Source organism: Streptococcus sp. HMSC072D07 (assembly GCF_001814835.1).
Classification (GTDB): Bacteria; Bacillota; Bacilli; order Lactobacillales; family Streptococcaceae; genus Streptococcus.
Window position 1 is genome coordinate 19,912 of record NZ_KV818053.1, and the last position, 14,057, is coordinate 33,968.

A 14,057-nucleotide genomic window follows, 5' to 3' on the forward strand; every position below is an offset into this window, starting at 1 on the left:
CCTCCTTAGTTTCCAATTGCAAAGGTAAGAGTACCACTCGCTGCAAGCTTGCCATCTACTTCAGCCTTTGCTTCAACCACAGCAATCGTACCACGACGTTTGACAAAAGTAGCCGTCATGACTAATTGGTCACCTGGTACAACTTGCTTCTTAAACTTAACCTTGTCCATGCCAGCATAGAAGACCAGTTTCCCTTTATTTTCAGGTTTGGACAATTCCAAGACACCAGCAGTCTGAGCCAAGGCTTCCATGATAAGAACACCTGGCATAACTGGGTATTGTGGAAAATGACCATTGAAGAAAGGTTCGTTGATGGTCACATTTTTAATGGCAACAATGGTATCTTCGCTCACTTCCAAGACACGATCCACTAGGAGCATAGGGTAACGATGGGGTAGAGCTTCTTTGATTCCTTGAATATCGATCATTTGATACGTACCAATCCTTTACCGAACTCAACCATTTCTTCATTTGAAACGAGAATTTCTGTCACCACACCATCCTTAGGTGCAGGAATTTCATTCATGACCTTCATGGCTTCAATGATCACCAAAGTCTGACCTTTTTTAACACTGTCTCCAACTGTGACAAAGGCAGGTTTATCTGGTCCAGCGGCCAAGTAAGCCACCCCTACAAGTGGACTTTCAACGACATCACCCTCCGGAGCAACCGTCGTTTCAGCTGGTGCTGGAGCTTCTTCCACTGCACTCTCTACTGGAGTTAAAGGGGCCGAAACTACTGGACTAGGAGCCACTGCAGCTGGTGTTTCAGAAGCCATTCTTACTTCATTCTTACTGAACTGCAATTCGTCCGTTCCATTTTTATAAGAAAATTCTCTCAAACTTGATTGGTCAAATTGAGCCATCAAGTCCTTGATTTCATTTAAATTCATAATTATTTATTCTCCCAACGTTTGAAAGCAAGAACCGCGTTGTGTCCGCCAAAACCAAATGTATTTGAAATAGCATAAGGGATTTCCTGCTCCAAGCCTTGTCCATAAACGACATTGGCTTCGATATAGTCTGATAACTCGCTTGTTCCAGCTGTCATTGGTACAAAGTTATGACGCATGGCTTCGATGGTAGCAATCGCTTCTACCGCTCCTGCAGCTCCAAGCAAGTGTCCTGTAAAGGACTTGGTTGAAGATACAGGTACTTCTTTACCAAGGACAGCTACGATCGCACCACTTTCTCCTTTTTCATTAGCAGGAGTTGAAGTTCCGTGGGCATTGACATAAGCCACTTGCTCTGGAGAAATTTCTGCTTCTTCCAAAGCCAACTTCATAGCCTTAATCGCACCTTGACCTTCTGGATGAGGTGAAGTCATATGGTAAGCATCACAGGTATTACCATAGCCAACTACTTCAGCCAAGATGGTCGCCCCACGTTTTTCAGCATGTTCAAGGCTTTCAAGAACCAACATTCCTGAACCTTCTCCCATCACAAATCCGTTACGATCTTTGTCAAATGGGATAGAAGCTCGAGTTGGATCTTCTGTAGTTGATAGGGCGGTCAAAGCTTGGAAACCAGCGATAGCAAAAGGAGTGATAGATGATTCTGATCCACCAACTAACATGACATCTTGGAAACCAAACTTGATAGAACGGAAGGCATCTCCGATGGCATCATTTGATGAGGCGCATGCTGTATTGATTGATTTACAGATACCGTTTGCTCCGAAGCGCATGGCAACATTTCCTGAAGCCATATTTGGCAAGGCTTTTGGAAGTGTCATTGGTTTAACGCGTTTTGGACCTTTTTCATGAAGACGGATAACCTGATCTTCGATTTCTTTAATTCCCCCAATACCAGAAGCCACGATGACACCAAAGCGATCCTTATCGATTGCTTCTACATCAAGATTTGCATTTGTCACCGCTTCTTGAGCCGCATACAAGGCATACAAAGAATAGTTGTCAAAACGGTTGGTATCTTTTTTGACAAAGTATTTATCAAATGGGAAATCTTGAACTTCTGCCGCATTGTGCACAGCAAATTCGCTGTGGTCAAACTTAGTGATTTCTCCAATTCCAATCTTCCCAGTTTGCAAACTGTTCCAAAATTCTTCTGGAGTATTTCCGATAGGAGAGGTCAATCCGTAACCTGTTACTACAACTCGATTTAGTTTCATCTGTCTTACCTATATCTTTCCTTATTTTTTACATGCTAAGTCCGCCATCAACAGCGAGAACTTGTCCAGTCAAATAATCCTGTCCAGCCAGGAACACTGTAGCATCTGCGATATGTTCTGCTTGACCGAAATGTTTCATTGGGATTTGGGCCAATGTCGCTTCCTTGACCTTATCAGACAAAACAGCAGTCATATCTGACTCGATCATCCCTGGTGCAAGAGCATTTACGCGTACGTTGCGATTGGCAACTTCACGTGCAACTGACTTGGTAAACCCAATCAAGCCTGCTTTAGAAGCTGCATAGTTGGCTTGTCCGATATTTCCCATCAAACCGACCACACTCGACATGTTGATAATCGCACCTTCACGTGCCTTGATCATCTGTTTCAAGACTGCTTGCGTCATGTTGAAGGTACCTGTCAAGTTGATTTTAATCACTTTTTCAAAGTCTTCTTCGGTCATCTTGAGCATAAGCGTATCTTGAGTGATCCCAGCATTGTTGACCAAGACATCGACAGAACCGAGTTCCGCAATCGCTTGATCTACCATACGCTTGGCATCTGCAAAGTCTGAAACATCACCTGATATCGGTATTACTTTGACGCCGTAGTTTGAAAACTCAGCCAGCAATTCTTCTGAGATTGCTCCGCGACTATTCAAAACTACATTAGCGCCTAGTTGGGCAAATTTGTGAGCAATGGCAAGTCCGATACCACGGCTTGAACCTGTTACAAAGACATTTTTGTTTGTAAGTTGCATTCTATCTCTCCTATTTCCTGTTGTATTTTGTGGGAGAAGGGATCATTAGTTTTCTAACAAAGCATCCAAGCTTGCTTGGTCTTCAACGTTAGCTAGCTTAGCTGTTTTATCGATTTTTTTGACAAAGCCTGATAGGACCTTACCAGGACCAATTTCAATAAAGTTGGTTACCCCAGCATCCTGCATCACAGCAATACTTTCATAAAAACGAACAGGTTCTTTGACCTGACGCGTCAAAAGCTCTTGGATTCGACCTTTTTCCATAACAGCAGCTTCCGTATTGCCAACTAGTGGGCAAGTGAAATCAGCGAAACTCACTCCCTCAAGAGCTTCAGCTAGTTGCTGACTAGCTGGCTCTAAAAGTGCTGTATGGAAGGGACCAGATACATTTAAAGGAATCAATCGTTTTGCTCCTGCTTCCTGCAAGAGTTCAACTGCGCGGTCAACCGCAGCCACCTCGCCACCGATAACGATTTGGCTTGGGGTGTTGTAGTTAGCTGGAGTCACTACTCCAACTTTAGAGGCTGTTTCACAAGCTTCCTCAATCACTTCAACTGGAGTATTGAGAACCGCAACCATCTTCCCAGAGCCTGCAGGTGCCGCCTCTTCCATATAAGCACCACGCTTAGCAACCAAGGCAACTGCCTCTTCGAAGTCCAAGGCACCACTTGCTACAAGAGCAGAATATTCCCCAAGAGACAATCCTGCTACCATATCCGGCTGATAACCCTTTTCTTTCAATAGTCGGTAAATAGCAACCGAAGTCGCTAAAATAGCTGGCTGCGTATAGCGAGTCTGGTTTAACTTGGTTTCTTCCTTATCAATCAAGTCACGAAGATCATAACCCAAAACCTGACTGGCTTGGTCAATTGTTTCCTTGACGATAGGATAGCGATCATAGAGATCACGCCCCATTCCTAGATACTGAGCACCTTGACCTGCAAATAGAAAGGCTGTTTTAGTCATTTCTTACAACTCCTGCCCAACGAGAGGCTTCTTCTTGAATTTTTTTGGCTGCGCCATAGTATAGATCTTTTAGGATTTCTTCGACAGTTTCCTCTTTAGAAACCAAACCAGCGATCTGACCTGCCATGACAGATCCACCTTCTACATCTCCATGAACAACGGCTTTAGCAAGAGCACCAGCTCCCATTTGTTCAAAGATTTCTAAATCTGGATTTTCTTGTTTAAAGGCATCTTTTTCAGCCTGCTCAAAGTCACGTGTCAATTGGTTTTTAATGGCACGAACAGCATGTCCAAAGTGTTGAGCTGAAATAGTCGTATCAATATCACGCGCTTTTAAGATTTTTTCCTTGTATTTTGGATGGGCGTTAGATTCCTTAGCTACTACGAAACGCGTACCAACCTGAACAGCCTCAGCTCCAAGCATAAAGCCTGCAGCGACACCTTCACCGTCCGCAATTCCTCCAGCTGCGATAACTGGAATTGAAACAGCTGCAGCAACTTGGCGAACCAAGGTCATCGTCGTCAATTTACCAATATGCCCACCGGCTTCCATTCCCTCTGCAATAACCGCATCTGCACCAATTTTTTCCATGCGTTTTGCCAAAGCAACACTTGGAACAACGGGAATAACTGTAATTCCTGCATCATGGAAACGAGTCATGTATTTACTTGGATTTCCTGCACCAGTTGTAACAACCTTGACCCCTTCTTCAATCACGAGATCAACGATGTCTTCTACAAAAGGTGACAAGAGCATGATGTTGACACCAAAAGGTTTGTCCGTAAGTGATTTGATTTTATCGATATTAGCCTTTACGACCTCTTTAGGTGCATTCCCACCACCGATAATCCCTAGACCACCAGCTTTTGATACTGCACCAGCCAAGTCACCATCAGCAACCCAGGCCATTCCTCCTTGAAAAATAGGATAATCAATGTTCAATAATTCTGTAATACGTGTTTTCATAGTGCCTCCATCATTCCTTGCTTACGTAATAGTTCGACGAGTTTATCATTTGAGTTTCAAACTATTACCTAAACAAGAGGGAGTGGGTTTCCCCTACTCCTTCTAGTAATATGTTAATTATTTTGTTTGCTCTTCAACGTAGGCAACCAAGTCACCAACTGTTTTCAAGTTATCTTCTGCTTCGATTTGGATATCGAAAGCATCTTCGATTTCAGAGATTACTTGGAACAAGTCCAATGAATCTGCATCCAAATCATCAAAAGTAGATTCAAGTGTTACTTCTGATGCGTCTTTCCCAAGTTCTTCAACGATAATTTCTTGTACTTTTTCAAATACTGCCATGATAGGACTCCTTTAAAATATAAAAAATTTATAACTATGTGTTTACCACATGATTACCTAGATTGTAAGAATGAGTGTGCCCCATGTCAAACCTCCACCGAAGCCTGATAGGAGAATCGTCTGGCTACCATCTAAACGAATCTTGCCATTCTCCACACACTCTGAGAGTAAAATCGGGATACTTGCTGCACTGGTATTTCCATACTCCATCATATTGGCAGGAAGCTTGTCTCGGTCTACGCCGATCTTCTTAGCCATCTTATCCAAAATGCGGATATTTGCCTGATGAAGCAAGAGATAATCCAATTCCGATGCTGCGATTGGACCATTTTCAATGGTTCCTTTGATCGATTTAGCAACATCACGATTTGCAAAATCAAAAACTGCTCGTCCATCCATTTTCAAAAAAGCAGGAACTGCTTCTTGATCCGAGAAAGGAGAAGCCAAAGCCGTTTGACCATAGGTCAAACACTCGCTCCGAGAGCCATCTGTATAGAGACTTTCCACAAGGAAGTGCCGTGTTTCGCTCGCTTCCAAGAGAACCCCACCAGCTCCATCCCCAAAGAGAACAGCTGTTGAACGATCTGACCAATCAACTGCCTTGGATAAGGTTTCAGCCCCGATAACAATCCCTTTTTTGAACTGTCCAGAACTTAAAAACTTTTCTGCAGTTGAGAGAGCGAATACAAAGCCACTGCAAGCTGCTGTCAGATCAAAGGCGAAAGCTCTATGCGCTCCGATATTTGCCTGAACTCGAGCTGCTGTGGAAGGCATCATCGAGTCTGGGGTAATCGTCGCTACAATGATAAAATCAATCTGATCCGCTGTTAAGCTCCCTTTAGCCAGCAAGCTCTTAGCAACTTCTGTCGCCAAGTCACTTGTAGACTCTGATTTTGAGATATGTCTCTGTTTAATTCCTGTCCGACTTGAAATCCACTCATCGCTTGTGTCCATGATTTGGGCTAAGTCATGATTAGTGACCACTTGCTCTGGAACATAATGAGCAACCTGGCTTATTTTTGCAAAAGCCATTATTTCAAATCCTCCAAAAATTGATAAAGGTTCGTTAAACCTCTGCCCATGACTTCTTTTTCCTCAGGGCTCATGCCATCGATGATTTTTTCGACCATAGCCTTGTGGAATCGTTTATGAAGGCGGTGAACCAAACGACCTTGCTTTGTCAAATGCAGATAGACCACTCGACGGTCTTGGTCAGAACGAATACGCTCAATATAACCTTTTCTCTCCAGGTTATTCAAACTCGTCGTCACTGTTCCAAGAGTTACCATCAGTTCTTTGGAAACCTTACTTGGCGTTGCCTCCGGGAACTTCCCAATCACATCGATCGTGTGCATTTCTTTGATGGAGATGTCTTTGAATCGACTACCTCGTAAGCTAACCTCCTCAATCACAAGGACGTTATTAAAAATAGATGTTAGATAATCATTTACTTGTTGGTAGTCCAAATCGTTTCCCTCCCCCTCAAAAAACTTTTACAATCAAAACATTTGATAAAAGAAGTATAACAAACTTCAAAAAATTGTGCAAGTATTTTTTCACATTCCTGTAAATTTTGGTCTTCTTCTTTCAGAATGCGCTCGAACCCCTTCTTTGAAATCTTCAGTTAGAGATAACGATTCTTGTAGTTTCAATTCTAATTCGGCATAATTCTGCCAATCCTTGAATTGACTTTCCCAAACTAACTTTTTAATCGCTGCGTATGAGTTTGCTGAACCTCTTCTTAATTTTTTCAGAACCTGTTCTCTTGTTTTTTCTAATTTGTCAACTTCACAAACACGGTATACCACGCCCCATTCTAGCGCTTTTTCAGCAGTCAAAGCTTCACCTGTCATGGCAAGTTGTGCAGCCCGTGTTACCCCGATACTACGACTCAAGAGATGAATCCCACCAGCGTCTGGCGCCAATCCAACTCCGACAAAGGCTTGAATGAATTTTGCCTTGTCAGTCGCTAAACAGAAATCAACTGCTACTGCCATATTTGCTGCAGCACCAGCAACCGCTCCATCTACCTCCATCAAAACAGGTTTTGGAATTTGCTTGATTTTAAAAGAAATTGTATTGACTAATTCTGCAATCTTATTCAAAGAAGGGATATCATCTTCGTCTACTGCTCGTTTCATCTCAACCAAGTCTCCCCCAACTGAAAAAACCTTCCCATTAGCATTAATCAAGATGAACTGCACAGCTTGATCCTGCTCTGCTAGAGTCAAAGCTTCTAAAATCTCCTCACACATTGGGATATGGAAACCATTTGCCACTTCGGGACGATTCAAAGTAATGATAGCCAGATCATCTACGATCTGATATAAGATATGATTCATAGCTTCTCCTTTTCTTTTATAAGGCAATAAAATTGTTTTATTATCAAAGTATACCTTTTTTTGGATAAAGAGGCAAGGAAAAACTAAAGGAAAGTGTCTCAGCTGATTATTTACCCATCATTTATGAGTGTGAGTAAAATTTGACACTCTTACTTTTAAATCGTTATCGCTTTTCAGAATAAGTTAGTGTTTTCTTCTATTATAATAGGAAGTTATTTTCTTCATTGAAAAATGCCCCTCTTTCTGCTATAATCGTATAAAATACTTACTTGAGGAGTCCTTATGAAGGTTGTAAAATTTGGCGGAAGCTCGCTTGCCTCTGCTGGTCAGTTAGAAAAAGTCTTAAATATCGTTAAAAGTGATAAAGAACGCCGTTTTGTAGTCGTTTCTGCACCCGGCAAACGCAATGCTGAAGATACCAAGGTAACTGATGCCTTGATCAAATACTATCGTGACTATGTGGCTGGAAATGACATCAGTGCTAGCCAAAGCTGGATCATTGACCGTTATGCCGCTATGGTTAGTGAACTTGGGTTAAAACCTGCTGTTTTAGAAAAAATCTCTAAAAGCATTCGGGCCTTGGCAACTCTTCCTATAGAGGACAATGAATTTCTCTATGATACCTTCCTAGCGGCTGGAGAAAATAACAATGCCAAACTCATTGCAGCCTACTTTAACCAAAACGGTATCGATGCACGCTATGTTCACCCAAGAGAAGCTGGAATTGTTGTCACAAGTGAACCAGGAAACGCACGCATCATTCCATCTAGTTATGACAAGATTGAAGGCTTGGCTGATAGCAACGAAGTCCTTGTCATCCCTGGTTTCTTTGGTGTGACTAAGGAAAATCAAATCTGTACTTTTTCACGTGGAGGCTCAGATATTACAGGTTCTATCATTGCAGCAGGTGTTAAGGCTGATCTCTATGAGAACTTTACAGACGTAGATGGTATCTTTGCTGCCCATCCTGGTATTATCCACCAACCACACTCCATTCCTGAATTAACCTACCGTGAAATGCGTGAGTTGGCTTACGCTGGATTTTCAGTTCTTCATGACGAAGCCCTTCTTCCTGCCTACCGAGGAAAAATTCCTCTTGTCATCAAGAATACCAACAACCCTGACCACCCAGGAACACGCATTGTTTTAGAACACAGTAGTGATAAATTCCCAGTAGTAGGGATTGCAGGTGACTCAGGATTCGTCAGCATCAACATGTCAAAATACCTCATGAACCGTGAAGTCGGGTTTGGTCGCAAGGTTCTGCAAATCCTTGAGGATCTCAATATCGGTTGGGAACACATGCCTACAGGTATCGACGATCTTTCAATCATCCTCCGCTCCCGCGAATTGACTCCTATCAAAGAAGAAGAAATTCTACGTCAACTCGTTCAAAAGGCTGAGGTGGACCATGCTGAAATCGAACATGACCTTTCCATCATTATGATTGTTGGAGAAAAGATGAAGAGTCATATCGGGGTTACTGCTACTGCAACACGGGCTTTGTCTGAGAATAAAATCAACATCCAGATGATGTCACAAGGTTCAAGTGAAGTTTCCATCATGTTTGTTGTCAATAAAGAGCAAGAGAAGGCCGCTATCAAGGCTCTCTATCATGCCTTTTTCGGTGAAAGTAAGGAAGACTAATCATGGCCCAATCACTCAATCAAGTCATTGACCTCCAAACTACTGGGACATCTTACCTCTCTATCTCTGGAAAAGTTGGAAAATTTCTAGTTGGGGATCAAGCCTTAGAGTTTTATCCTGATGTCAATGTCGAACAATATATCCAAATCCCCTGGTCCAGCATTCAGCAAATCGGAGCCAACGTAAGTGGTCGCAAGATCAGCCGCCACTTTGAAGTCTTTACCGATCAAGGAAAATTCCTCTTTGCTTCAAAAGACTCTGGTGCTATCCTCAAAATCGCTCGGGAAAAATTAGGAAACGACAAGGTTGTGAAACTTCCGACTCTACTCCAGACCATTGGAAAAAAACTTAAAAATCTATTTGCAAAAAAGTAGAAACTTTAGTATAATCATAGCAACGGATAAGTAGGTTATCTCCTTCTTTCAGAAAGTCTGCGGGTGCTGCGAGCAGATAGGAGGGATAGGTGAAATTCTACCGTTATTCACAATTAAATACAGAATCAAGTGCACACCTGTGAAGTTGGATGGAACCGTGGCCCTGCCACTCCAACACTTTGTCAGGTGTGCTTTTTTCATAAAGGAGTTCCTATGTTAGATATTAAACGTATTCGCACAGATTTTGATGCTGTCGCTGAAAAATTAGCTACACGTGGTGTAGATGCTGCTATCTTGAATGAGATGAAAAAAATCGATGCTAAACGTCGTGACATCTTGGTCAAGGTTGAAACTCTAAAAGCAGAACGTAACACAGTTTCTGCTGAGATTGCCCAAGCCAAGCGCAACAAGGAAAATGCCGATGACAAGATTGCTGCGATGCAAACCCTATCTGCTGAAGTCAAAGCCTTGGATGCTGAATTGGCGGACATCGATGCTAAATTAACAGAATTTACCACTACTCTTCCAAACATCCCTGCCGACAGCGTTCCTGTTGGGGCTGACGAAGATGACAATGTGGAAGTTCGCCGTTGGGGGACTCCACGCGAGTTTGACTTCGAGCCAAAAGCTCACTGGGATCTTGGTGAGGACCTCGGTATCCTTGACTGGGAACGCGGTGGTAAGGTAACAGGAGCTCGCTTCCTCTTCTATAAAGGACTTGGGGCTCGTTTGGAACGTGCTATCTACAACTTCATGTTGGATGAGCATGGTAAAGAGGGCTATACGGAAGTCATCACGCCTTACATAGTTAACCATGACTCTATGTTTGGTACTGGTCAATATCCAAAATTCAAGGAAGACACTTTTGAATTGAAAGACACTAATTATGTCCTCATTCCTACAGCTGAAGTGCCTTTGACAAATTACTACCGTGATGAAATTCTTGACGGTAAAGACCTACCAATCTACTTTACCGCTATGAGTCCATCTTTCCGTTCTGAGGCTGGCTCTGCTGGCCGTGATACTCGTGGCTTGATTCGTTTGCACCAATTCCACAAGGTTGAAATGGTCAAATTTGCCAAACCAGAAGAATCTTACGAAGAATTGGAAAAGATGACAGCCAACGCTGAAAATATTCTTCAAAAACTCAACCTTCCATACCGTGTCGTTGCGCTCTCTACTGGAGATATGGGCTTCTCAGCTGCCAAGACTTATGACTTGGAAGTTTGGATTCCAGCCCAAAATACCTATCGTGAAATCTCAAGCTGTTCAAATACAGAAGATTTCCAAGCTCGTCGTGCCCAAATCCGTTACCGTGATGAAGCAGATGGCAAGGTGAAACTCCTTCACACTTTGAATGGTTCTGGACTTGCAGTTGGACGTACAGTGGCTGCCATTCTTGAAAACTATCAAAACGCAGATGGTTCTGTAACCATTCCAGAAGCTCTTCGTCCATATATGGGTGGAGCTGAAGTTATCAAACCATAAAAATAAGGTCTAGCTATTTCTAGCTAGACCTTTTTTCGTAACCAAATCAGATAAGCACCCAAGACAAAGAATAAAATAGTGAGGCAAATAACCGTTTCAGCCAATACCAGATAATCCAGAAATGGAAGTTTCAAAATTCCCTGAGCCATCTTGAGCGAAGTAGCTGTGATAATGGTTGGGAAGGTTAGGGCTGAGAAGGCTGGTTGAAATCCTTGTTTTAAAATATTGGGTAGGCGGGTTAAAACAAAGAAAAAGAAGGATTGAGATGCCAAAATCATGACAATCAAGAGCCAAGTCGGTAGGCTTGCTCCTCCAACTCGAACTAGAGAAGCCAAGAGTAGAGAAAAGGGAGCACAGTAGATTCCTTCCTGTCCAAGCAAGGCCACTGGGAGTGGATCTTTCTTTAAATCGCTATAAATAAGCGGATAGAGATAGAAGGTCAAGACAAAACCAAAACTCAAGGTCGCATAGGCAATCTCAATAATGCCTACCAGAGGATAGGTCAAGGCCGCTACTGCTATCCCCACATAGAGCACCGTCCAGCTTGGAGTCGCATTGACCCTCCGACCCGGACAGGTAAATTTGATGGTGAAAGTAGCAATCAACGCCAAATCCAAGAGAAAGGAAAACCACCAGATTCCTTGTGCTACTATAGGAAGAGCAGGGAATACGCGAAAGACATAGGTCGATAAAATCATCCCAGCCATGGGAAAGGTGGCCATCCCAGATAAAAGAGGGGGTCTGGTCAATTCTTGCTTGGTTTCTTCCCAATTAAAAAGATGAACAACAAGAAAGAAAATCCACAACACTAGACCAGTCAGACTCAATAAATGCGACAGAACAGGCAAAGTATCTGCAATCAGATTTCCTGCACCTGCTAAACCTAATAAACAGCCAGAGAATACTAAGGGGAGCTTTTTCATCCGAGCCTCCAATAATCATGTTATTATTAGTATAGCATAAAAGCGCTTAAAATAGCATAGAAAAATGAAGACTGGATTGCTCAGTCTTCATTTTTTCTTTCTGATTCGAACTAGGCATAAGGTTGCAATTCTGGGTTAATAGGCGTATTAGCTAGGTTGTTGGCATAGTTGCAGAGGCTGGCAAGACTTACACCGAGAACCACATCCAAGGCATTTTGTTGCGTGTAGCCAGCTTCCAAAAATTCAGCCAAGGCTTCATCTCCTACACGCCCTTTGGTATTGATGACCGCCAAGGTAAACTTAGCTAGAGTATCTAGTTTTGGATCTGTCTCGATTGGAGTACGGTTGCGGAGAGCTTGGAGAAGATCATCATTCATCTGGATTTGTTTGATTGAAAAGGCTGTGTGACCTGCGACGCAGAAAGCACAACCATTGGTTACGGCTGCCGTGATTTGCACTACTTCACGCTCTACTGGTGTTAAGCTATTGCGACGGTTGATGGCTCCGACAGTTCGGTAGGCTTCAAGCGCGGTAGGAGCGTTAGCCAAGAGACCGATTAGGTTGGGAATATAGCCATTGTTATCTTTTTGTACTGTTTCAAGAACTTCTTTCACTTCTGCTGGTGCTGATTCTACTGTGTGGATGGTAAATGTTGTCATAAGAAACCTCTTTTCATTTTATTGTCATTTAGTCTATCATAGAATTTCCCCCTTGGATAATATATATTTTCAATCGCCTTGATAGGAAATGTCTATGAAATGAAAAAATCACACTAAAAGTGTGATTGGGTTAGTGTTTAAAATACTGTTTAGTCTCAGCAATGACGACTGGCGACAAGACCAAGAGGGCAATCAAGTTTGGTAAAGCCATCAAGGCATTGACGATATCTGCGATAATCCAAACCATATCCAGCTCGATAAATCCTCCCAACAGGACCATGACTACAAAGACTACACGGTAAAGCCAGATAAAGCGGACACCAAATAGAAACTCAAAACAGCGCTCTCCGTAGTAGTTCCATCCGAGAATTGTCGTAAAGGCAAAGAGTACAAGGAAGATGGTCAAGAGGGCAGGTCCAAAGTGTGAAAAAACTGTTGAAAAGGCTGACTGGGTCAAGGCAACTCCATTCAAATCACCACTCCAAACCCCAGTTACCAAGATTGTTAAACCAGTCAACGTACAGATAATGAGGGTATCAATAAAGGTTCCTGTCATGGAAATCAAACCTTGCTCTACTGGTTCATTTGTCTTAGCCGCAGCAGCTGCAATGGGAGCTGAACCAAGACCAGATTCATTAGAAAAGACTCCTCGCGCCACACCATTTTGGATTGCAGTACGGATAGTCGCACCTGCAAATCCTCCTACTGCTGCTACAGGGCTGAAAGCAGAGGTAAAGATCAGGGCAAGTGTGGCTGGGATTTTCTCGATATTAAAGAGAATAACTGTAAGAGTCCCTAAAATATAGACAATAGCCATAAAAGGAACAACTGCTGTCGAAACTTTTGATATGGATTTGAGGCCACCAAAGACGGCAATACCCACCAAAATGGATAAAATCAGAGCTGTGATAGCTGGATCAACTTGGGCTGTATTTTGAATGGATTCTGTAATCGAATTGACTTGGGTAAAGGTACCAATCCCCAGAAGGGCAACCAATACACCCGCTAGGGCAAAGAAGATAGCAAGTGGACGCCACTTTTCTCCCATCCCCAAAAGGATGTAATGCATAGGGCCTCCAGCTACAGCTCCATTTGCATCCTTAGTGCGATATTTGATGGCAAGTAAGCCTTCGGCATACTTGGTCGCCATCCCAAAGAAGGCTGCCATCCACATCCAAAAGAGGGCCCCTGGTCCTCCAACCTTAATGGCTGTTGCGACCCCGATGATATTTCCCGTACCAACTGTGGCTGCTAGAGCCGTACAGAGAGCAGCAAAGCTCGACACATCGCCATGCCCCTTATCCTTGGTAAAGATCAGCTGAAAGGCCTTAGGGAGACGAGCCACCTGCAAAAGGCCTAGTCGGATGGTCAAATAGATACCCGTTCCGACCAATAAGATCAAGAGGGGAGGCCCCCAAACGAAAGCATCAAGCGCTTTTAGCAATTCTAACATATCCTT

General features: G+C 43.0%; 16 protein-coding genes. 3 read left to right on the forward strand and 13 right to left on the reverse strand.

Going from position 1 to position 14,057, the window contains the following annotated elements; genetic code table 11:
* Positions 1–5 precede the first annotated feature (5 nt).
* The 10 genes from fabZ to HMPREF2991_RS04085 form a co-directional block, all read right to left on the reverse strand.
* The gene (gene fabZ / locus HMPREF2991_RS04040; protein ID WP_000565515.1) at positions 6–428 is read right to left on the reverse strand and encodes a 3-hydroxyacyl-ACP dehydratase FabZ; all 423 of its coding nucleotides are present in this window, start codon (positions 426–428) and stop codon (positions 6–8) included.
* On the reverse strand, positions 425–892 hold the full coding sequence (accB, locus tag HMPREF2991_RS04045; protein ID WP_070567215.1) for an acetyl-CoA carboxylase biotin carboxyl carrier protein: 468 nt from the start codon (positions 890–892) through the stop codon (positions 425–427). The genes fabZ and accB overlap by 4 nt, the downstream gene beginning before the upstream one ends.
* Before the next feature lie 2 nt (positions 893–894).
* Positions 895–2,130: a beta-ketoacyl-ACP synthase II gene (gene fabF, locus HMPREF2991_RS04050; protein ID WP_000774051.1), complete on the reverse strand. Its 1,236-nt coding sequence runs from the start codon at positions 2,128–2,130 to the stop codon at positions 895–897.
* Between the two features lie 28 nt (positions 2,131–2,158).
* Positions 2,159–2,890, reverse strand: a complete 732-nt coding sequence (gene fabG / locus HMPREF2991_RS04055; RefSeq protein ID WP_070567217.1) for a 3-oxoacyl-[acyl-carrier-protein] reductase — start codon at positions 2,888–2,890, stop codon at positions 2,159–2,161.
* Between the two features lie 45 nt (positions 2,891–2,935).
* Positions 2,936–3,856 carry an ACP S-malonyltransferase gene (gene fabD, locus HMPREF2991_RS04060; RefSeq protein WP_070567219.1) on the reverse strand — a complete coding sequence of 307 codons (921 nt, stop codon included), beginning with the start codon at positions 3,854–3,856 and terminating at the stop codon, positions 2,936–2,938.
* Positions 3,849–4,823 carry an enoyl-[acyl-carrier-protein] reductase FabK gene (gene fabK, locus HMPREF2991_RS04065; RefSeq protein ID WP_000857452.1) on the reverse strand — a complete coding sequence of 325 codons (975 nt, stop codon included), beginning with the start codon at positions 4,821–4,823 and terminating at the stop codon, positions 3,849–3,851. The genes fabD and fabK overlap by 8 nt, the downstream gene beginning before the upstream one ends.
* A 117-nt stretch (positions 4,824–4,940) precedes the next feature.
* Positions 4,941–5,165 (reverse strand): acyl carrier protein, encoded by a 225-nt coding sequence (locus HMPREF2991_RS04070; protein WP_000257840.1) that lies wholly within the window; start codon positions 5,163–5,165, stop codon positions 4,941–4,943.
* 57 nt (positions 5,166–5,222) lie between these two features.
* On the reverse strand, positions 5,223–6,197 hold the full coding sequence (locus HMPREF2991_RS04075; protein ID WP_000852965.1) for a beta-ketoacyl-ACP synthase III: 975 nt from the start codon (positions 6,195–6,197) through the stop codon (positions 5,223–5,225).
* A complete protein-coding gene (locus HMPREF2991_RS04080; RefSeq protein WP_000386338.1) occupies positions 6,197–6,631 on the reverse strand; it encodes a fatty acid biosynthesis transcriptional regulator FabT in 435 nt (144 codons plus the stop codon). Before HMPREF2991_RS04080 ends, HMPREF2991_RS04075 begins: the two co-directional genes overlap by 1 nt.
* A gap of 90 nt (positions 6,632–6,721) precedes the next feature.
* Entirely contained in the window at positions 6,722–7,507 is a 786-nt protein-coding gene (locus HMPREF2991_RS04085) for an enoyl-CoA hydratase (RefSeq protein WP_001015588.1), read from the reverse strand.
* Positions 7,508–7,789: 282 nt separating this feature from the next.
* On the opposite strand from HMPREF2991_RS04085, the gene HMPREF2991_RS04090 reads away from it, so the two are divergent.
* The 3 genes from HMPREF2991_RS04090 to serS all read left to right on the forward strand — a co-directional run bounded on the left by HMPREF2991_RS04090 (position 7,790) and on the right by serS (position 11,016).
* Positions 7,790–9,154: an aspartate kinase gene (locus HMPREF2991_RS04090; protein WP_000869634.1), complete on the forward strand. Its 1,365-nt coding sequence runs from the start codon at positions 7,790–7,792 to the stop codon at positions 9,152–9,154.
* Positions 9,155–9,156: 2 nt separating this feature from the next.
* Positions 9,157–9,528 carry a DUF956 family protein gene (locus HMPREF2991_RS04095; protein WP_070567221.1) on the forward strand — a complete coding sequence of 124 codons (372 nt, stop codon included), beginning with the start codon at positions 9,157–9,159 and terminating at the stop codon, positions 9,526–9,528.
* A gap of 213 nt (positions 9,529–9,741) precedes the next feature.
* Positions 9,742–11,016, forward strand: coding sequence for a serine--tRNA ligase (gene serS, locus HMPREF2991_RS04100; protein WP_070567223.1), 1,275 nt, complete (start codon positions 9,742–9,744; stop codon positions 11,014–11,016).
* 23 nt (positions 11,017–11,039) lie between these two features.
* On the opposite strand, the gene HMPREF2991_RS04105 is transcribed toward serS, so the two are convergent.
* The 3 genes from HMPREF2991_RS04105 to HMPREF2991_RS04115 all read right to left on the reverse strand — a co-directional run bounded on the left by HMPREF2991_RS04105 (position 11,040) and on the right by HMPREF2991_RS04115 (position 14,051).
* Complete coding sequence (locus tag HMPREF2991_RS04105; protein WP_000735934.1) at positions 11,040–11,939, reverse strand: TDT family transporter; 900 nt, start codon at positions 11,937–11,939, stop codon at positions 11,040–11,042.
* A 110-nt stretch (positions 11,940–12,049) separates the two neighbouring features.
* Positions 12,050–12,598 carry a carboxymuconolactone decarboxylase family protein gene (locus HMPREF2991_RS04110; protein WP_000206774.1) on the reverse strand — a complete coding sequence of 183 codons (549 nt, stop codon included), beginning with the start codon at positions 12,596–12,598 and terminating at the stop codon, positions 12,050–12,052.
* A gap of 130 nt (positions 12,599–12,728) precedes the next feature.
* Positions 12,729–14,051, reverse strand: a complete 1,323-nt coding sequence (locus HMPREF2991_RS04115; protein ID WP_070567227.1) for an alanine/glycine:cation symporter family protein — start codon at positions 14,049–14,051, stop codon at positions 12,729–12,731.
* Positions 14,052–14,057 lie beyond the last annotated feature (6 nt).

What these genes read in the sequence shown, in the direction of transcription:
- HMPREF2991_RS04110 (WP_000206774.1), bottom strand. Translation starts at nt 12,598, where the DNA reads ATGACAACATTTACCATCCACACAGTAGAATCAGCACCAGCAGAAGTG.
- fabZ (WP_000565515.1), bottom strand. Translation starts at nt 428, where the DNA reads ATGATCGATATTCAAGGAATCAAAGAAGCTCTACCCCATCGTTACCCT.
- serS (WP_070567223.1), top strand. Translation starts at nt 9,742, where the DNA reads ATGTTAGATATTAAACGTATTCGCACAGATTTTGATGCTGTCGCTGAA.
- HMPREF2991_RS04075 (WP_000852965.1), bottom strand. Translation starts at nt 6,197, where the DNA reads ATGGCTTTTGCAAAAATAAGCCAGGTTGCTCATTATGTTCCAGAGCAA.
- HMPREF2991_RS04095 (WP_070567221.1), top strand. Translation starts at nt 9,157, where the DNA reads ATGGCCCAATCACTCAATCAAGTCATTGACCTCCAAACTACTGGGACA.
- HMPREF2991_RS04105 (WP_000735934.1), bottom strand. Translation starts at nt 11,939, where the DNA reads ATGAAAAAGCTCCCCTTAGTATTCTCTGGCTGTTTATTAGGTTTAGCA.
- HMPREF2991_RS04070 (WP_000257840.1), bottom strand. Translation starts at nt 5,165, where the DNA reads ATGGCAGTATTTGAAAAAGTACAAGAAATTATCGTTGAAGAACTTGGG.
- fabD (WP_070567219.1), bottom strand. Translation starts at nt 3,856, where the DNA reads ATGACTAAAACAGCCTTTCTATTTGCAGGTCAAGGTGCTCAGTATCTA.
- HMPREF2991_RS04090 (WP_000869634.1), top strand. Translation starts at nt 7,790, where the DNA reads ATGAAGGTTGTAAAATTTGGCGGAAGCTCGCTTGCCTCTGCTGGTCAG.
- fabG (WP_070567217.1), bottom strand. Translation starts at nt 2,890, where the DNA reads ATGCAACTTACAAACAAAAATGTCTTTGTAACAGGTTCAAGCCGTGGT.
- fabK (WP_000857452.1), bottom strand. Translation starts at nt 4,823, where the DNA reads ATGAAAACACGTATTACAGAATTATTGAACATTGATTATCCTATTTTT.
- accB (WP_070567215.1), bottom strand. Translation starts at nt 892, where the DNA reads ATGAATTTAAATGAAATCAAGGACTTGATGGCTCAATTTGACCAATCA.
- fabF (WP_000774051.1), bottom strand. Translation starts at nt 2,130, where the DNA reads ATGAAACTAAATCGAGTTGTAGTAACAGGTTACGGATTGACCTCTCCT.
- HMPREF2991_RS04115 (WP_070567227.1), bottom strand. Translation starts at nt 14,051, where the DNA reads ATGTTAGAATTGCTAAAAGCGCTTGATGCTTTCGTTTGGGGGCCTCCC.
- HMPREF2991_RS04085 (WP_001015588.1), bottom strand. Translation starts at nt 7,507, where the DNA reads ATGAATCATATCTTATATCAGATCGTAGATGATCTGGCTATCATTACT.